Annotated in this window: 18 protein-coding genes; 9 read left to right on the forward strand and 9 right to left on the reverse strand. The window is 66.9% G+C overall.

Annotated elements, in window-relative coordinates:
- Positions 1–56: 56 nt before the first annotated feature.
- Positions 57–2915 (reverse strand): ExeM/NucH family extracellular endonuclease, encoded by a 2859-nt coding sequence (locus C5E07_RS05725; protein ID WP_181057825.1) that lies wholly within the window; start codon positions 2913–2915, stop codon positions 57–59.
- 106 nt (positions 2916–3021) lie between these two features.
- Positions 3022–4029 (reverse strand): Ku protein, encoded by a 1008-nt coding sequence (locus C5E07_RS05730; RefSeq protein WP_104298739.1) that lies wholly within the window; start codon positions 4027–4029, stop codon positions 3022–3024.
- A gap of 93 nt (positions 4030–4122) precedes the next feature.
- Between C5E07_RS05730 and C5E07_RS05735 the strand changes: the two genes are divergently transcribed.
- On the forward strand, positions 4123–6537 hold the full coding sequence (locus tag C5E07_RS05735) for an ATP-dependent DNA ligase (protein ID WP_104298740.1): 2415 nt from the start codon (positions 4123–4125) through the stop codon (positions 6535–6537).
- 77 nt (positions 6538–6614) lie between these two features.
- Here the strand turns inward: C5E07_RS05735 and C5E07_RS05740 are convergent, their stop codons facing one another.
- Positions 6615–6818 carry a hypothetical protein gene (locus C5E07_RS05740; RefSeq protein WP_104328134.1) on the reverse strand — a complete coding sequence of 68 codons (204 nt, stop codon included), beginning with the start codon at positions 6816–6818 and terminating at the stop codon, positions 6615–6617.
- A gap of 143 nt (positions 6819–6961) precedes the next feature.
- Here C5E07_RS05740 and C5E07_RS05745 point away from each other — a divergent pair, with 143 nt between their 5' ends.
- Entirely contained in the window at positions 6962–7525 is a 564-nt protein-coding gene (locus C5E07_RS05745; RefSeq protein ID WP_104298742.1) for a hypothetical protein, read from the forward strand.
- An 87-nt stretch (positions 7526–7612) separates the two neighbouring features.
- Complete coding sequence (locus C5E07_RS05750) at positions 7613–7831, forward strand: DUF3263 domain-containing protein (protein WP_181057827.1); 219 nt, start codon at positions 7613–7615, stop codon at positions 7829–7831.
- Positions 7832–7873: 42 nt separating this feature from the next.
- On the opposite strand, the gene C5E07_RS19635 is transcribed toward C5E07_RS05750, so the two are convergent.
- A complete protein-coding gene (locus C5E07_RS19635) occupies positions 7874–8323 on the reverse strand; it encodes a DUF5996 family protein (protein ID WP_308471353.1) in 450 nt (149 codons plus the stop codon).
- On the opposite strand from C5E07_RS19635, the gene C5E07_RS05755 reads away from it, so the two are divergent.
- On the forward strand, positions 8238–8480 hold the full coding sequence (locus C5E07_RS05755) for a hypothetical protein (RefSeq protein ID WP_104298744.1): 243 nt from the start codon (positions 8238–8240) through the stop codon (positions 8478–8480). The two genes, C5E07_RS19635 and C5E07_RS05755, sit on opposite strands and share 86 nt — an antisense overlap.
- 68 nt (positions 8481–8548) lie before the next feature.
- Positions 8549–8875 (forward strand): hypothetical protein, encoded by a 327-nt coding sequence (locus C5E07_RS05760; RefSeq protein WP_104298745.1) that lies wholly within the window; start codon positions 8549–8551, stop codon positions 8873–8875.
- 19 nt (positions 8876–8894) lie between these two features.
- On the opposite strand, the gene C5E07_RS05765 is transcribed toward C5E07_RS05760, so the two are convergent.
- Positions 8895–9101: a hypothetical protein gene (locus C5E07_RS05765; protein WP_104298746.1), complete on the reverse strand. Its 207-nt coding sequence runs from the start codon at positions 9099–9101 to the stop codon at positions 8895–8897.
- A gap of 87 nt (positions 9102–9188) precedes the next feature.
- Here C5E07_RS05765 and C5E07_RS05770 point away from each other — a divergent pair, with 87 nt between their 5' ends.
- Both C5E07_RS05770 and C5E07_RS19155 read left to right on the forward strand, forming a co-directional pair.
- Positions 9189–9878 (forward strand): hypothetical protein, encoded by a 690-nt coding sequence (locus C5E07_RS05770; RefSeq protein WP_104298747.1) that lies wholly within the window; start codon positions 9189–9191, stop codon positions 9876–9878.
- 550 nt (positions 9879–10428) lie between these two features.
- Entirely contained in the window at positions 10429–11013 is a 585-nt protein-coding gene (locus tag C5E07_RS19155) for a hypothetical protein (RefSeq protein WP_146080522.1), read from the forward strand.
- Positions 11014–11233: 220 nt separating this feature from the next.
- On the opposite strand, the gene C5E07_RS05780 is transcribed toward C5E07_RS19155, so the two are convergent.
- The 4 genes from C5E07_RS05780 to C5E07_RS19160 form a co-directional block, all read right to left on the reverse strand.
- Positions 11234–11485: a hypothetical protein gene (locus C5E07_RS05780; protein WP_104298749.1), complete on the reverse strand. Its 252-nt coding sequence runs from the start codon at positions 11483–11485 to the stop codon at positions 11234–11236.
- A gap of 79 nt (positions 11486–11564) precedes the next feature.
- A complete protein-coding gene (locus tag C5E07_RS05785) occupies positions 11565–12548 on the reverse strand; it encodes an HNH endonuclease family protein (protein WP_104298750.1) in 984 nt (327 codons plus the stop codon).
- A 171-nt stretch (positions 12549–12719) separates the two neighbouring features.
- Positions 12720–13838, reverse strand: a complete 1119-nt coding sequence (locus tag C5E07_RS05790; RefSeq protein WP_181057829.1) for an MFS transporter — start codon at positions 13836–13838, stop codon at positions 12720–12722.
- A 247-nt stretch (positions 13839–14085) separates the two neighbouring features.
- Positions 14086–15318 carry a hypothetical protein gene (locus tag C5E07_RS19160; protein ID WP_146080523.1) on the reverse strand — a complete coding sequence of 411 codons (1233 nt, stop codon included), beginning with the start codon at positions 15316–15318 and terminating at the stop codon, positions 14086–14088.
- A 339-nt stretch (positions 15319–15657) separates the two neighbouring features.
- Here C5E07_RS19160 and C5E07_RS19165 point away from each other — a divergent pair, with 339 nt between their 5' ends.
- Both C5E07_RS19165 and C5E07_RS05800 read left to right on the forward strand, forming a co-directional pair.
- Entirely contained in the window at positions 15658–16518 is an 861-nt protein-coding gene (locus C5E07_RS19165; RefSeq protein ID WP_146080524.1) for a hypothetical protein, read from the forward strand.
- Entirely contained in the window at positions 16515–18314 is a 1800-nt protein-coding gene (locus C5E07_RS05800) for an HSP90 family protein (protein ID WP_104298753.1), read from the forward strand. Before C5E07_RS19165 ends, C5E07_RS05800 begins: the two co-directional genes overlap by 4 nt.
- Positions 18315–18342: the final 28 nt, after the last annotated feature.

Here is an 18342-nt window from a genome sequence, read left to right on the forward strand (position 1 = left end):
TGCACTGCGGCCGGTTCTTGTGCTGAGCCCGACCGTGTAGGCCCCCGTCTGTCAGGTCAGGCTCGTGCCCTGCGCCGCCTCAGGAGCAGCGCGAATGCTCCCGCGAGCAGGCTCGCCCCACCGCCGACAGCCAGGAGTGCGCCGAGATCGGCCCCGGTGCTCGCGAGCTGCTCGGCTTCCGCGCCTGGGCCATCGTCCGAGCTGTCCCCGTGTGCGCCTGGGGCCGTGGGACCTGCGCCGGGCGTCTCGAACGCACCGGGTCCACCAGCATCGCTCGGAGTCGGAGTCGGAGTCGGAGTCGGGGTCGACTGCGGCTCGGAGGGGACCGGCGTGCTCGTCGGATCCGCCGTCGCCGTCGGCTGCGGCGACGGCTCTTCGGCGAAGTCCAGTCCGATGAGGAACGGGTTGTGATCGGAGGAGCGGTACACATCGCCCGAGTAGAGCTGTGTGCGGTTGTAGTTGTTTCGGCTGTACTCCGTGCCGACCTGCTCGTAGGCGTTGATCGTCCAGACGTCGGCGCCCGTGACCGCGTCCTCCGCTGCGTTGCTCGCCAGGATGTGGTCGAGCGACCCGACAGCGCCGCCGAAGCTGTACGAATACTCGGTACCCGGTGAGCCGGGCACTCCAGCGGCGCGGTTGCGCGCATCCCCCAGGTTCGTGAAGCCCGCATCCGCGAGCACGCGCATGGGGGCCTCGTGGGAGTAGCTGTTGAAGTCACCGGTCAGGAAGACCAGATCGGTGCCGTGCTCCGCGCGCTGTGCCTCCGTGAAGCGGACGAGGGCCTGCGCCTGCCGTGTTCGGTCGCCGTTCCAGCCACCGACGGCTGCTGCGGGTCCGACGGCGTCGTCGTCGTTGGCATTGTCGCCGTCGCCTGAACCGCCCTTCGACTTGAAGTGGTTCGCGACCACGACGAACTCCGTGTCCGTCGCTGGGTCAGAGAACGCCTGGGCGAGGGGCGCGCGACCGTTCGCGAAGGCCCGGTCGTCGAGGATGCTCGAGGGGTGGCTCACCTCGACGGAGGCTGGCTGGTAGATGAACGCCGTGCGGATGACGTCGTCGCCCGTGGACGGCACCTCTGCGGGGGATGGAACGTGGGCCCACCGCTCCGAGCCTGCCGCCGCGTTGAGCGCCGTGACGAGATCGACGAGCGCCGCGTCGCGGTCCTTGCCGAAGTCCGACGAGTCCTCGATCTCCTCGAGCGCGACGATGTCGGCGTCGAGCTGATTGATCGCGGCCACGATCTTCGCTTCCTGCCTCGCGAGGTTCGCCTCGTCCCAAGCGCCGCGCGGGAGGCATCCGTTGGCGCTCACCGGCTTGCCATCCCGATCGGTGTAGCTCTCACTCGGGTCGCAGAAGTCGACGCCGAGGCTCGTGAAGTAGTTGAGCACGTTGAACGTGCCCAGCTGGAGGCTGCCGCCGACCAGCTCGGGAGCGGGCTCGCGGGCATCGGAGAAGGTGGCTGGTGCGCCGTTGCTGCCCGTGAGCGTCGATGTGGGCTGGAAGCGGTAGCTGTCGAAGGAGTAGTGCACGACGACTGGCTGCGTGAAGTTCGCTGTCGCACCGATCGTGACGGGCGACTCGATGCTCAGGTAGGGGAGCGGGATGTCGGCGTTGATGAGGCCGCCACCTTCTCGACGGAGGAAGTCAGTCGATGCGCCGTCATCGAGGATGACGCTGTTGGCGGCGTTGTACTCCGCCTGCGCGACCGCCTCGGGGCTGCCCGGTGCCCCAGCCTCCGTCGGCGTCACGAGCAGACGTTCGCCGACGGAGAGCCCGATCTCTCCGTACTGGTTGAGCGCGTAGTTGTCTGCCACTCGGTAGGTGCCAGCTGGGGCGAGGAGCATTCCCTCGAAGCGCTCCCGCTCCTCGTCCGTCTCCGGCCACTCGATCGAGAGGGGCTCCACGACGTCCGCAGGCCCGCGCTCGAGCTGCTCGACAGCGCTTGCGCTGATCTGCGTCGACGCGAACCGCTCAGCGACCCGTCCGGTGACCGCGACTCGATCGCCGATCCTGACGTTGGCGGCGGCTGCCGGGCCGTAGACGAAGATGCCGGTCGAGGCGGTGTGCGCGGTCGGGTCGGTCGCGCCTCGGGTCTGGATGTTGAAGCCGCCGAGTCCGCCTTCCGCGTAGACCGCGGTGACGATGCCCTCGGTCGTCACCGTCTGGTCGACCATGGGCGACGCCGAGCCCGTGCCCTGGATCTCCGCGATCGACGCGAGCTCCGTGCTTGGCGGCACCGTCGGGGTCGAGCTCGCCGTGGGCTCGGGGGTGGTGGTCGAGCCGTTCGCGGAGCTCTCGGGGGTCGGCGCCGAGGCGACGAAATCGGCGGAGTTCTGGTCGGTGTCGACCCCCGTCGTCGCGCGCTGCGTGCTCAGAGCATTGTCGAGTTCCGGCGCAGGAGCTGAGCCCTCGAAGACGCTCGCGGCGCCATAGCCGACAAGATCAACGACTGCAGCCGCGCCTGTGCCGTCCGCTCCGGGAGGGCTGATCACGTCGGTCGTGCTCGCGAGAGCCACGATGCCACCACGCGCGCCCATGGCGATGTCGCCGCTCGAATCAGGGGTCGGCAGCTCGCCGGTGCTGGCGCTGCCGGCTGCCAGCGCGAGGAGATAGTGACTCCCAGGTGCCACATCGCCCGAGAGTTCGGCGACTCCGCCGAGGTTGCCGCTCGCGGAGAAGTACTGGACGGACCAGCCTTCGATGCTCACCGCCGAAGCGCTCGGGTTGTAGAGCTCGACGAAGTCGTTCGAGAAGCTCGACCCCGTGTTGCCACCGCCGCCGTACGCCTCGTTGATGACGAGCTCGGTGCCGCTGGGAGCCGCGAAAGTCGGGGGCGCGGCGGCAACGAGCAGGCCGCCTCCGGCAAGGGTCGACGCGGTTCCCACCGCAAGGAGCTTCTGCCAAGTTCGAGTCACGGTGTCCTCCTGGGCGTGCGTCTGTGACGGGTCGCGGTCACCGTATCGCCACGGTCTCGCCCAGCGACTTCGCGCACGTGAACACCCGGTGAACGGGGCAGCCCGTCTACCCGGCCTTCGAGCGCGTCGCTGAGCCGGCCTTCGAGCGCTTGGCTGAGGCATCGGCCTTCGGCGCAGCCTTGGTCTTTCCCTGCTTCGCGGGAGCGGACTTCTTCGGAGTCGTCTTGCTGGCAGCGTTCTTCTTCGCGCCCGCCTTCTTCTTGCCGCTCCTGCCCTGAGCTCCGGCGCTCGACCTCGTCTTCTTCGCGACGCCCTTCTTCGCAGGTGTCGTCTTCCCCTTGTCGATGCTCCTGCGAAGCGCCTCCATGAGGTCGATCACCTCGCCGCCTGGTTCAGAATCCTCGGATTCGCCGAAGGTCGCCGCCGTGTCGAGGGCGTCCCCCTCCGCGAGCTTCGCGTCGATGAGCTGCTGCAGCTGCTCCTGGTAGTCGTCGGTGAAGCGATCCGGCGCGAAGTCGGCCGCGAACGAGTCGACCAGCGACGCCGACATCTTCAGCTCCTTCGCCGAGATCCTCACGCGTTCGTCGAGGGCCGGGAACTTCGCCTCGCGCACCTCGTCGTCCCAGAGCAGGGACTGCAGCATGAGCACGTCGCCTCGGGTCCGAAGCGCGCCCAGCCGCGACTTCTGCCGCAGCGAGAAGTGCACGATGGCGGTCCTGTCGGTCTTCTCCAGTGTCTTGCGCAGCAGCACGTACGCCTTCGCCGACTTCGAATCGGGTTCGAGGAAGTAGCTGCGGTCGAACATGATCGGGTCGAGCTGCCTGCTCGGCACGAACTCGACGACGTCGATCTCACGACTGCGCTCTTCCGGCAGTGAGCTCAGGTCCTCCTCCGTGAGTACGACGGTCCTGTCCTCCTCGGCGTAGGCCTTGTCGATGTGCTCGAAGTCGACGACCTTCCCGCAGACCTCGCAACGTCGCTGGTAGCGGATGCGCCCGCCATCCTTGTCATGGACCTGGTGCAGGTGCACGTCGTGGTCCTCGGTGGCGCTGTACAGCTTCACGGGCACATTGACGAGGCCGAAGGCGATCGAGCCTTTCCAGATGGATCTCATGCGCCCAGTACAGCCGACCAGTCACGTCGTAAACCGGACCGAGGCTGTGTATTCGCCGTTCCACGACTCAGGAGTCGGGTGCATCCTGGGCCGATGGCGACGTCCCAGCAGACGGTGGTGGTCGAGGGGCACCGGGTGACCCTGACGAACCTCGACAAGGTGCTGTACCCCGAGGCGGGCACGACAAAAGCGGAGGTGCTCTCGTACTACGCGGAGATCGCGCCCTTCATGCTTCCGCACATCCGGCAGCGGCCGGTGACCCGGAAGCGGTGGGTGGACGGCGTCGGCACGGCAGAGCATCCCGGGAAGGTCTTCTTCCAGAAGGATCTCGAGGCGAGCGCGCCGGACTGGGTGCCGCGGGAGGGGATCGATCACCGGGACCACAGGAACGAATATCCGATCGTCCGTGATGTCGCGACGCTGACGTGGCTCGCCCAGGTCGCGGCGCTGGAGCTCCACGTGCCGCAGTGGCGCTTCTCGGCTCACGGCGCCGCTCTGAATCCGGACCGGATGGTGCTCGACCTGGATCCGGGGGAGGGCGCTGGGCTCCTGGAGTGCGCCGAGGTTGCGCGGCTCGCGCGCCGCATCCTGAGGGACATGGGGCTCGACCCGGTCCCGGTGACCAGCGGCAGCAAGGGCATCCACCTGTACACGGCCCTCGACGGAACCCACACCTCCGAGCAGGTATCGCAGGTCGCGCACGAGCTCGCGAGAGCCCTGGAGGCCGACCACCCCGAGCTCGTCGTGAGCGAGATGAGAACGGCCCTGAGAACAGGCAAGGTGCTCGTGGACTGGAGCCAGAACAGCGCCGCGAAGACCACGATCGCTCCCTACTCGCTTCGCGGGCGCGCGCGTCCGACCGTCGCCGCTCCGCGCACGTGGCGAGAGCTCGCCTCCAACAGGCTTCGGCAGCTCGAGTTCGCCGAGGTGCTGGAGCGGATGCGCACACACGCGGATCCACTCGCACCCGTTGCCGAGGCGGGCCAGGAGGACAGGCTACTGCGCTACCGATCGATGCGCGATGCCACGAGGACGACCGAGCCCGTGCCCGAGGCCGCCCCACGCCCCTCGCACGGGCGGAGCTTCGTCATCCAGGAGCACCACGCGCGGCGGCTCCACTACGACGTCCGCCTCGAGCGCGACGGCGTGCTGGTGTCCTGGGCAGTCCCGAAGGGCATGCCCCCCGAGACCACGCGGAACCACCTCGCGGTGCAGACCGAGGACCACCCGCTCGAATACGCGACGTTCGAGGGGACGATCCCGGGCGGCGAGTACGGGGCGGGCGAGGTGCATCTCTGGGACTCCGGCACCTACGAGCTCGAGAAGTGGCGGGACGGCGAGGAGGTCATCGTCACGCTCCACGGTGCGGCCTCGGGCGGACTCGGCCAGCCGACACGGGTGGCCCTCATCCGTACACGGGGGAGCAGCGACGCGAAGGACACCTGGCTGCTGCACCGGATGGAGCGAGGAAGCCCTTCGACGAAGACGCCGAAGACGAAGCGCCACGGCCCCGGGCAGGAAGGCGGCGCCGGGAGCTCGATAGCGCCCATGCTCGCAACGCCTCGCGAGGAGGGCATCTTCGAAGATGAGGAGGAGTGGGCGTTCGAGATGAAGTGGGACGGCCTCCGAATCGTCGCCACCGTGCAGCCGGACGACATTCGTCTGCGCACGAGGAACGGCAACGACGTGACGGCGGTCTACCCGGAGGTCGTCGAAGCGCTTCGGGCGAGCACGGCGGGCCGGTCGGTGGTCGTGGATGGCGAGGTCGTGGCGCTCGACCGCAGGGCACGGCCGGACTTCGGTCGGCTGCAGGCGAGGATGGGCCTGCGGGCGCCTCGGGACGTGGCACAGGGCGTGAAGGACGTGCCGGTCGAGTACTTCGCGTTCGACTTGCTCGAGGTCGACTCCCAGAGCCTGCTTGGTCGGCCATACGTCGAGCGCCGTGCCCTGCTCGATGAGGTCGTGCGGGAAGCGCATGGCCTGCGGGTGCCACCGGCGATCACGGGCGACGCCCGACTTGCCCTATCCAGCAGTGCGGAGCTCGGGCTCGAGGGCATCATGGCGAAGCGTCTCGAGAGCGTCTACCGGCCGGGACGGCGCTCGGACAGCTGGGTCAAGGTCAAGCACCACAGGTCCCAGGAGGTGATCGTCGGCGGGTGGAGGCCGGGCCGTGGACGCCGGGCGGGTGCGATCGGTTCGCTGCTCCTGGGGGTGCCAGGGGCAGAGGGGCTTCGCTACGTCGGCCGGGTCGGCACCGGCTTCAGCGACCGAGAGCTGGAGCGCGCGCTCGGCAAGCTCGAGTTGGAGACGAGGGGGACCTCGCCGTTCGAGGACATACCGGCGTCAGACGCGAAGGGTGCCGTCTGGGTGGGTCCGGTGTTCGTCGGGGAGGTCGAATTCGCGGAGTGGACCGCTGGCGGAAGGCTCCGGCAACCGAGCTGGCGAGGATGGAGGCCGGACAAATCGCCCGCCGACGTGGAGCCTCCGGGGCCTGAGCTCCGAGCGTGAAGCCGACCGGTGACACCTGGGCTGAGGACGACGAAGGCCGGGCCCGCCATGGCGGACCCGGCCTTGCGTGAGACCGTTCAGCCGTTGACGCCGGCGGGCGGAATCGTGTCGTCGCGGTGCTGGGCTGCGTCCTCGCGGACCTGCGTCGGCGGCTGGTCGGGTCGTTCCTGGTTCGGTTCGCCGGTGCCGAGGCCCTGGATCGACTCGGCTTCGAGCCGCTCGTTGGTCTCGTCGAGGGCGGCGTCGTTCTCGGACTCTGGGTTCGCGTGCTGATCTGACATGACAACGACCGTACGCATACCAGCCGAGACGAAGATGAGTGCGTGACGGGCCCCTCCCGGGCTGGTCGCGCATCCGTTCACACGGAGACCATAAGGTGCTGGTGGAGAATCGGCATCGCCCGACCTTGAGGAGACTGCTGTCCATGACGAGCACCCGGCCCGCGCCGCCTGCCCACGCACGAGCGACGCCGCAGCGACGCCGGCGACGCTCACTCGGCAATGTCGTTCTTGGCGTGCTCGGCACGGCCCTCAACTTCGCTGGAGCGGCTGTGCTCGCGGCGTCGCTCTTCGCGCCGACGACGGTTGAACGCGGATACGGTCAGGTCAAAGCTGCAGTGAACGATGTTGCGGCTGAGGTGCAGCTGCCTGCGGTGCGACTCGGCGTCGAGGGCGGACAAGCTGAACTCGACGTGTGCGACGGGGCCTTCATCGAGATGACCTCGTACCGGAACACCGTCGGCGTACCAGCCGTCTACGCGGCGCACAACAACTGCGGGGGCGACATCGTCTTGAACTGGGAGGTGGGCACGCAGTTCGAGGTCGAAGGGCAACCAGGCACGTTCGAGGTCGTCGACGTGCGGCACACGGCGAAGCACTGGGAGACGACCGAGGCGCTCATCGGGTTGCAGGGTGATTTCGCGCTGCAGTCATGCTTCTACGGCGAAGACCGGATGCAGTTCGTCGGCGTCCGTCCCGTATCCGGCTAGGGCTGAATGCCGGTTCCCGGCATGCACGAAACGGTGGCGGAAATCAAGAGCTGGAGCCTTGATTATGTCGTCACCTATCCTGCGGAGATGATCACCGCACGAGCAAGGGCGCTCCTCGACTTCGAGACCGCGAATCCTGAGCGCAGCGTCTCGAAGCTGGAGAAGATCCGAGGGCTCGGCCTGACCCCTGATGGCTACGAGGCGCGGCTCGGACAGCTGGTCGCCGACGTCGACGTCATGGCCGAGTATCCCGAGCTCGTCTATCGCTACTGGAACCAGCGGCGCGCGCAGGCATCCCGCCGCTGAGCTCCTCAACTGGCCCGTGCTACGGCGCTTTGGCGCCCGACGTTACGTTTTCTGGTTGACGCTCTCCCAGTCGGCGAGCGTGGTCGCAGCGTGGTACGTGGCGGTCAAAAAGCCATGAACAAGTGCATCCGGTTCAGCGGACGCTCGAACCGCTTCGTAGGGCAGGAGGAATTCGCCGAGCGCATCGTCCCAGTACGCGCCGTCCGGAACCTGCGCCTCGGCAAAGCCTGCTGGTGAGGGTACGCATACGAGTAGTACGCGCCCTCGCCGCGGCCAGATGCGTGCGACTGACCTCCGTCTCGTGGGTGAGCAGCGTCTCCGGCAGAGGGCTGAGCAATCTCCCCCTCGCAGGCGAAGGCACGCTGGCGAGGAGCGCATAGCTTGGAGAGCGACGAAGGGATACGACATGGACAACGCAGAACGCGGAAGCAACAGGAGTGGCGCGAACGGATCAACGCAGATGAGCGTCGGCATGTCCCTCGGGCTCCTCATCGGCGTCACCCTCGCACTGATCCTCGACAGCTGGGCCATCGGACTGGGCATCGGGGTTCTGGCCGGCATCCTCATCGGAATTGTCTGGTTCCTCGCGGTCCGAGGCAGAGCTAGCCCGGACGGTGAAGGAGACGCTCGTGCAGACGCCGGCGCCTGAGCGAACGCGCTCACGTCGATCCCTGCGCGCCGTTGCACGCTGACCACAGAGATCTGCATACTGAGGCCATGCCCCGCGTTCAGCGCATCATTCTCGCGTCCGGCTTGCTGCTGACCGCTGCGCTTGCGCTGGTGGTCGTGGCGAGCCAGATCGGCATGACGTGGTACTCCGCGCCTGGCGCCAGCGGAGTCGCCACGGAGCAGACCGCGGTGTTCGAACCAGCGATCGTCGGGACCGTGGTGACCGCCCTCGCCGCACTCGCGCTTCTCGCGCAGGTCCTGGTCGCCGCACGGCGCACCGTGCCGCGGTGGACCTGGGCTGCGTCTGGCGCAGTCTCCGTTCTCGCCGTGGTCGCAGCCGTCGTTGTGTCTGCGGCAGACCGCCCAGTGTTCTAGGTCTCGCCGCTGTCACGCGCTAATTCTGATCGGGAAGCCAATCCGAGGTGAAGACGATGTCGAGGAGCATCGTCGTGATCTCCAGGCCGGCGAGGGCTCCCGCGGCCAACAGGATGATCGCGACCGCCACAACAGTTCGACGCCGTCGTCCGAGCGGGGTGAGGAGCAGGACACCGCTCGCGAGCACCACGGCGCCGAGCACGAGGCCGAACAACGGGAAGGTCATCCACGTATCTTGGCTCGGCGACGATCCTGGTGCCTGTGAGCGCGGCCGCAAAGCTGCCCCTCCGCGTCAGCCGCCTAGGATCGCGCCATGACCAAAGTCGCGGGCCCCCGATCGGGCAACGGGTACTGGGGCACGCAGATCGTCGTGACCGCGCTGCTCGGGGCCGGGAGCGTTGCAGCCAGCTACGTCCTCCTCGTCGTCAAACCGGATGAGCCGGGCGGCGCGCTCCTCATCGCACTCATCGGCATCGCGCTCCTCACCACCTTCGCGTGGACCGTCGACACGGCGACACGGTCGACCCCGCTGGAGCGAGCTCTCTTCGCCTGGGCGATCATGCAGCACGAGGCAGCAGGACACGGAAACGACGCACTCGCGATGAGCGATGCTGCGCGGGCACGTGATGGCACCCTCGACGCCGATCGAATCCGCACCCTGCAAGCCCTTCGGCCCGGCAATCCCTACCCGACTCACCTCCCGGTCTCGGATGCAGCGAGAGGCGAACCCGCGACTGCCAGGCGAGACACCGGCCCGGACCGAACCCGCCTCGCGCTGGCCGCGCTCTTCCTGGCGTTGACCGGCCTCTACTTCAGCTGCATTCCGCCGGTGTTCATCCTCGGCTGGCCGTTCCAGCTCGCCGCGTCGATCATGGCGGTGTTCGCGATCGTGCCGCGCGGTCGTGGGCGCCGCCTGGGTATCGCCGCAGCGAGTGTGTCCGTGCTCGGGACGATCGTGACGCTCGTCTTGCTGCTCGTGAGGATCCTCCAGGGGCTCACCTGACGCTCGTCGGGTGGCACGGGCGAGGCTGCCGCAGTGCGTGGTTGAGCGCGCGGAGGAAGAGCTCGATCCTCGCGTCCTCCGCTCGCAGCCTCCGATGAGCTGCCGCGATACAAGGCCCGGGCAGCGCTGGGGCGCGAATCCCGTCGTCACATCCGAGTCATCACCCTGCGCACACTCCGGCCTACCGTTTCGCGACAGCTACGTGCCAATAAACGAAAACGTGCCACTAATTTGCCCGCAAATCCGGTTAATTTCCTACTCTCTGAGCGGCACTTCATACCAAGTGCCACGTTTTGACCTGGGTGCAAGGATTACCCACCCCCCCCCGCTTTGCCCACCCGAGAAGGAAATCGTGCACGAAACATCTTCGAACCAGATCCCCCGCCGAACGGTAGTCGGGAGCATGGCATGGTCAGTGCCTGTCATCGCGGTCGCAGTCGCAGCTCCCCATGCCTCGGCGAGCCAGCTGTGCAGCGCAAGCGTCGACTTCAACACGGTTGCGACGAATGGCACGAACTCTTCGACGGGTTTCCCGTCGGCTGTCAGCAGCGTGACGCTCGCAACCGGAACACCGGCATACCGCGTTCGCGTCACGCAGACGAATTCCGTGAACGCGCAGCACGGGGTTGCCTCCAGCTTCTACAACTTGTCTCAGAGCGCCCGGGCTTGGGTAAACAATGACCAGCTCGCAACAATTCCTGGACCCGCCGGTCAACTCATCCTGAACCAACGACTCCCGGCGGGGAGTACCGCAAACCTGGTGTACCAGCGCGTCCGGTTCGAGATCATCAACGCTGCTGGTGTTGCGGTGGATGTCACGAACTTCCGCATCACGCTCGACGACATCAATAAGACCGCGAACCACGATGATGTGATCGCGTTCGTGGACGCACCTGCGACCGTGGTTGCGAGCTACGGCAACTTGTCGGGGACTGGGACGGTCGCGAATCCGTTCCGCCGGGCGAATACGAATGGTGCCCCAGCGGGGAGCCCCACGACGTTCTACCGCGACACCTTCGACCTCGGTGCGGTCCCCGCTTCGGGAACAAGGTTGGATTACGTGGGTGGCACGCCGTATGGATGGCAGTACGTGACGATCAGCGTTCTCTCCTTCACCGCCCCGGGAGCTTGCTGACGACAGCTCACGGCTACTGCGCCCGAATGCTGCGGCGGGCCGTCGACATGACGAACGTCCGCTCATCAATCGAACACCATGACCGGGCCGCCATCGCGAATCTTGCGAGAGCGGCCCGGTTACTGTCTTTCGCCGCACACAGCGTGGGGAGAGCATCCCACCCGCTGACAAGAACACCGGGACGAACGTCGACGCTGACAGGTCCCGCGGGCCGAACGGCCTACTCGTCGAGTCCGGCCAGCTTGGACATCCGCTGAGCGCGTTCCAGACGACGGCGCTGGCGGCGGTTCCTGAGGAACCGGACAAAGTAGAGCCAGCCGGGGACCACGAGGGCGAGTCCGATCACCAGCGAAGTGACGTGAAACCAGACTGTGAGTCCTCCGACGAGTGGCGGTACGGCGATGAGGAGCACGGCCGCCAGCCAGCACCGAACGGCAGCAAGCAGATTGGAGGACCGGTAGTTGAAGCTCACACGTCCACGGTATCGGCCACGTCCGCCTTCTCCGCGACGTTTCAAGCCGTGCAGACGGAGTATTTGAGAGCTCTGGTGACTAGGCCCTGCGGCGGTGCTGCAGAACAGCCGCCGCGAGTGCGGCGAGGGCGACACCAGCGAGCCCCAGAATCCACGGCAGCGCAGATGCGCCGGTCGTCGCGTTCTCGGTCGAGTCCGGAGGTTCCGGGGCGCCGATAACCTCGACCGTCTGCGCGGGCTCTTCCGACGCCACCGTGCTCGGTTCCGCCAGGACTGCACCCGCTGGGAGTGCGCACGACGCGGCGCCAGCGAAGGGGACACCGTTGATCGTGCCGCCGTTGAGGATCGCGTCCTGGTCGATGGGGGTGACCGCGAGGTCGTAGCTCGTGAGGACGATCGTCATCTGCGCCAGGTAGGTGCAGTGGAACGCGGTATTGGTCGGCATCCACTCAGAGGCGAGGCGCATGCCCTTCGCGGAGTTCGCGCGACCCTCGACGGCCTGCAGGTTCACAGGGTCGTTCGCGAAGGCCTCACGCTGGGCCGCGTCCCACGTGTTCGCCCCACCGGTCCAGGCCGCGGCGAGCGGGACGATGTGGTCGATCTGGACGGCACCGGACGTCGCGACACCACGGGTGAAGGGGACTGCTTCGCCCGTGTACGGGTCATCGAGGATGCCTCGTTCCACGATGCAGTCGCTTCCATCGCGGAGTACGACGTTCGTGAGGTCCCGCTGCAGCATGTCATTGCGGGCATCGCACCCGTTTTCGTCCGGGTCGGACCAGTGCTTGAAGAGGTCGCGGTCGTAGCCCGTCGCGGACGAGTTGATCGTCCGCAGCCCCTCAGCGGCAGCTGCGACCGCGGCACCGTCGACGGACCAGGCGCCGTCCACCTGAGATGCGAATCCGGCGTCGATCAGCGGCGCGACGTTGCTCTTCGCCACGTCGAGTGCGATCGGAACGTGCGCGGTGTCCGGTTCGGCCAGAGCAGGGGAGGGGACGGCGGTAGTGACTGCGATCGCAAGGAACGCGCTAGCGGCGCGAGTGCGGAGGAGGGAGGAGGACATGCGTGTCTGCAAGGCTAGAACGAGGCGACTGCCCTTTTCGGCGGGCGCGCGCGGGAAGCGGAAGAGGAGGTGCCGAGGCAGCTCGGAGATCTCGATGCGGGCGTCACCCTGTTATGAGGAGCGTCCGTGTTCCGTGTTGGGCGCCGAGTGGTGCCCCTCAACGGCCTTGATCTACCCAGAGACCCGTCGCGCGAGGAGCGGGAGCGGCGCAGAGACGGCCAGGAGCAGCGCGAGAGCGAGCAGCACGCTGGGCGTCGTGAGCGCCGCGCTGGTGCCACCAGCGAACGCGCTACCTGCGGCTGAAGCCACGAGCGAGACACTGATCCGGAGACCGGAGGCTCTTCCGATGGAGCCTGGGTCGGCCGCGTTCTCCGTCGCTGACGCCAGGAGTACGGCGATGGGGCCGGCTGCCGCACCCACGCAGAAGAGGAGCAGCCCGAACAGCCACAGGCTCTTCAACGTCAATGCCGAGAGTGCGAGCGCAGTACCCGTGAAGGCGAGAGCCGAGACCAGCTGCAGGCTTGGAGAGGCGGACCATCGGATGGCGCCGTAGGCGATCGCACCGAGCACCTCACCAAGTGCGAGAGCTGCGAACAGAAGACCAGAGGCGTCGATGGCGTCGTTCGCTTCGGCGACGCGGGGGACAACAAGAACTGCGACTCCACCGACGGTTCCCGTAACTGCGGCGAGGGCGAGAACCGACAGCATCGGACCCCGGAGCCACCTCACGGGTTCACGTGGTTGAACGGCCGCTGGAGTAGCGTCACCGCGACGAGCGATGCGCAGGAAGAACCCAGCGCTGAGCACCCCGATACCCCCAATCATCAGGATGATGACGTCTGGGCTGGCGACGAGGACGACCATGCTCACGAGGAGCGGCCCGAGAACCAGGCCCGTTTGGAAGCAGGCTCCGAGGAGCGAGTAGCTCGCGACGCGTTCTCTTGGGCCGAGCGAGGATCTTGCGAGCCAGACTCGGACCGCCGTCGTGACCTCCGGGAGTGAGACCCCTGCGACAAGGGCTGCGATGAGCAACGCCGCCGTCGAGGAAGAAGCGGAGCGGCCAGAGAGGACGAGCGTGAGGATCGCGATGAGGAACGTCGCAGCTGCGGCGGTGATGGTCGTGCGTGTTCCGATCCGATCGATGAGATACCCCTGGGCGATCAGGCCGACTGCGGTGCCGCACGTGAATGCCGCGCTCGTCCACCCCGCGATGACGAAGGACCCGGTCCAGGCGTGCACGGTCAGGACCACGGCGACAGGGAGCATTCCCAGGGGCACGGTTGAGATCAAGACCGAAAGAAGGTGTCCGGCCACTCGCCGGTCTCGCATCAATCCGCGATAGATCTGCCGATGCTCCGCGCCCGAGGACGCACTCATCGTCGTGGGGGAGTCATGCGTGCGTGGGGCCGCCTGCTGCTCGACATGGTTCCGAGAATCGCAGATCGACGTTGGCAATCGCCCGCGAGCAGTCGATCCTTGCGGTCCGCCTGCAGCGTCATGCCAGCGCCCCGCCGTTCTCGCACCACCGCCCTTGCCCTCATGACTCGAGGTCGACATGGCGCCTCGGGGGCCGTCCGTGGTCGAGCCCCCGAAGGTCGCGTGACCGCTCGACGATTCGTGAGGATTGGCCGACCGGTATCGCATGACGAGCGGCCTCGTCGACAGCGGCTAGGTTGATCCGAGGCATCTCATTCGGCTCAAGGAACGCGTCGAAACGTACTCGTACTCGGAGGACCACATGATCGGTTACGCAGACCTGCAGGATCTTCAGGGGGAGCAGCGCGAGCGCATCCAGGCGCTTTACGATCGCAGTCATCGCCTCTGGGCTCTCCCGAACGATATGGGCAAGATTGACGCGCTTGAGGAGTTCATCGGTGACTGTGAACGTGCGCAGTTGCCGCCCCTCATCGCCAGCGCGCTCTTCGACCTGCACGTCACCTACGGTGACGGCGGTCTCACTCGCGAAGCGCTGACAGCTTTCGCTCGACTCATGCGTCACCTCGACCGCTACGGCGACCTGGTTCATCCAAGCAACGTCACCCGCATGCTCAACGCAGTGGCCACGAGTACCCTCACCATGCTGAACGACCCGACACTGCCACTCGAGCAGCTCACGCGAGTCATCGATCTGGTCGAAGCTCAAGTTCGCAGGCGAAGCACCGACCCGGTTGGCGTCCTGGTCGCCAGGGCTGCAATTGCCTCGGCCCGCGGCGATGGCCGCGAAACAGCCGACTGGATCGAGCGGTGGCGTTCCGAAGCGAGTGAGGAATGGCGAGCCGACGATCTCGGTGTCATCCAAATCGAGTTGCCGCTCATCGCGAGTTTCGACCTGAAGCGCGCCACCGAGACACTCGAGCAGCGACTTCGGATGGTGGGCATCGACCGTGGTCGACTCGACCTTCAGCAGCGCATCGAAGCGATTCCTGTGCTCGCTATGCTCGCGTTCTTCCATCTCCGCTCCGGCAAGGTCGCCGAGGCCCGCGCCATCGCCGATCAACTGCTCGATGGCGTGGGCATCGAAGTCCTCGTCCGCGAGGCCGTGGCCTGCCAGCTCATCCCCATCCTGGAGCATCGTCCCGACGCGGCCCTCTTCGTTGTCGACGATGTCTTGCGCAACCTTTCGTTGGACGAGAGCGACGCGGAGACCTTGGCCGCGGTGGCTCGAAATCGGCTCCTCGCCGACCCTGATGGGGACGAGGGTGGCTTGATCCGAGTTCTCGCGCAGCAGGCCGCAGCCGCTCTCGACCGGCGCGGTGCGACCGACGTGCACGTCCGTGAGCTTGCAGACTTCTGGTGGGCGGGCCTTGAGTCCCGGCCCGCGCCGAGTGCGGTCCACGACGACGAGACCTGGGGAGACCCAAGTGAGCGTGCGCTGCTGATCCTCTCCGCTGGGTGGCTCACAAGAACAGGCTCGGTGCGCGAAGACCGCATCCCCGTGTCCCTGTGGGAGAGATACACGGCGCTGTTCGACAGATTCCGTGAGCTCATGGCAACAGCGAGTATGGAAGAGACGAATGCCCTCGCTGCCGAGCTCGAAGCTGAGGGAGAACGTCTCCGCTGCGCAACCACACGCTTCTGCGTCCCGCTTTTTCACTCACTCCAATCGTCGATGCTCGGCGCCAACGGCCAGGTCGTCGACCTCTACCAGCGTGCGCAGCGCTCCCTGGCGACCGACCCGACGGCGGTGAACGCCACGTACCGCGGGTTCGCGCCCTCGGCCTTCCTCCTCGCGCTCCTCGACGGTGTCTCCACGCCCAGCGTGCCGTGGGCGCAGGTCGAGGCGGTCATCGACGTCGAGGATCAGCTCCGGACGTGGACAGGCGGCTCTGAGGCTCGAGTCCATTTCGCTCGAGCGGAGATCGCCGCCCACAACGGTGACCTGGCGGAGCTGCGCGAACGCACCGACCGCATGTTCGCCAGCCTCGCTGCCGGTGAGGAGCCCTTTGATCGGAACATCCTCGACCTCGTCGCAGTCCGGCAGACGGCGCTGACCCTCCCCGACATCGCCCGGAAGGCGGCCATCCGCGTCGCGGAAGCAGGCAACGAGCTGCAACGGCGCGGTGCGGCAGGCTGGTTGTGCTGGATGCGGGTGCGCGACGGTGACCCTTCCGGCGGCACCGAGCTGGCTGCGCTGCTCGAGTCGGTCGGTGGTGCCACCGAGGAGATCGAGCAGTTGCCCGGCTGGGCGATGCTCGAGGCGTTGACCGACGCAGATGTCGATCTCGTCCCGGTAGTGGATGCGCTCCTCACCGAGGCAGTCGCGGGTGACTGCACGGAAATCGAACTCTTCGCGGCCGCGAGCCGAGTGCTGCAAGACCGAGCCCCGAACGACCCGCGGGGAGTGGAACTGAGGAATGAGGTCGAGAGAACCGCACGCCGTCTCGACGAGCGCAACGGCCACAACGGGTGGAGCACGCATCTTCACGACCGTTGGCTGAACGAGGACCGGGTCTTCGGGGCGCGAGCATGAGGGACGAGCGCTTCCTCGTCGACCTCCGCGGACTCGTCGACATCCTGTCCCATCACTTGTACTCCAGCCCGAGGGTCTACCTGCGTGAGCTCATACAGAACGCGCGGGATGCGGTGGTCGCACGGCACGAGATCGATCCTGACTCACCAGAGCAGATCAGCATCACCGTCGACGAGGCTTCCGGGGCGGTGATCGTCCGAGACCAGGGCATTGGCCTCACCGAACAGGAAATGCGCGACGTGCTCGCGACGATCGGCGCGTCGAGCAAGCGAGAAGACTTCGCTCGGACCCGGCGCAAGTATCTCGGACAGTTCGGCATCGGGCTGCTGTCCTGCTTCCTGATCGCGGACCGCATCGAGGTACGTTCTCGCAGCGCCAGGACTGCAGATGCGGCCACGATCAGCTGGGTGGGTAGCGCGGACGGCACGTTCACGATAAGCCCCGCCACCGAACCCCTCGCTGAGCCAGGCACGGAGGTGCGCGTAGAGGCCCGACCCGACGAGTGGGAATGGACCCAACCGCATCGAGTGCGACTGCTGGCAGAGCGCTTTGCGGGACTGCTCGAGCTGCCCGTCGCCCTCCATCGCGGACCCGTCTTGCCCGCTGAGATCGTCAGCCAGCGGACACAGCCCTGGCGGGGCAGCGCACAGGAGATGGAGGACTGGGCGCACCAGGAGCTGGGATTCCGGCCACTCGCAATCCTCCCGGTCGCTGTGCCCGGCGCTGGGGTGCGCGGGCTCGCGTTCATCGCTGATAGCCCCGGTCAGGTGGGCACGCGTCGCGGTGACACTGTCTACTCGAAGGGCATGTTCGTCACCGACAGCAGCGTGCAACTGGTTCCATCCTGGGCGTACTTCGTACGCCTCGTCGTGGAAGCCGGTGATCTGCCGCTCACTGCATCCCGCGAGGCACTTCAAGATTCGGTCACCATCGACGCCGTCAAAGAGCAGGTGGGCCTACAGGTCCGGGAAGGCATCGAGCGTTTCGCTGAGAACGATCCCGCTGGGTTCTCCAGATTCCTGGATGTCCACGCCAAAGGCCTGATGGCGATGGCGGTCAGCGACGACGACATGCTCGATCTCGTGTCGCAGAGCGTGAAATGGGAGACCAACGAGGGCTACCAGACCCTGGCGCAGATGCGGCGCCGCGCGGAGGTGGTGCTCTATACGACCTCGATGACTGACTTCACGGCTTTCGCTCCGATTCTCGCCGCGCGCGGGACACCCCTCGTGAACGCCTCCTATGTCTACGGACGTGAGATCCTGCGACGTCTGGTCGAGCGTCCGCTTCGAGGGGCACGGCTGCGAGCCTTCGATGCGGCGCGCTTCATCGATGAGCTTCAGCGTCCGCTTGCCGGAGACACCGCGGCTCGGTTACTTGAGGAGCAGGCGCGCCCGGTGCTGCAACAACTCGGGGTCGCACTCGACCTGCGGGAGTTCTCGCCCGTCACGGTGCCGGTGCTTTTCCTCGGCGCCTCCGGGGACGCTGAGTTCGACGCGGTCAGCGACGACGAAGCTGACGGCGATGACGCCTGGGGCGACCTCCTCAGCGATCTCGTCACACCATCTGAGTCGTCTGCGCCGCGCGGCCCGCGCCTGGTCGTCAACGTCGGAAGCACTTCTGTGCGCGCCTTCGGGACGATCAAGGATCGCTACGTCCGAGAGGAGGCGATCGCCGGCCTCTACGTCATCGGCAGGCTCACCGCGGGGGAGCGCCTCCAGCCACAAGATGCGGTGCTCCTCAACCGGGCCCTGCAGGCGCTGATGACGGCGGCGGGAGATACCGAGACCGAGTGAACAACCCGCCGCGGCGGCATCCTCACCT

The sequence above is a fragment of the Pseudoclavibacter sp. RFBJ3 genome, from assembly GCF_002931375.1.
Lineage (GTDB): Bacteria > Actinomycetota > Actinomycetes > Actinomycetales > Microbacteriaceae > Pseudoclavibacter.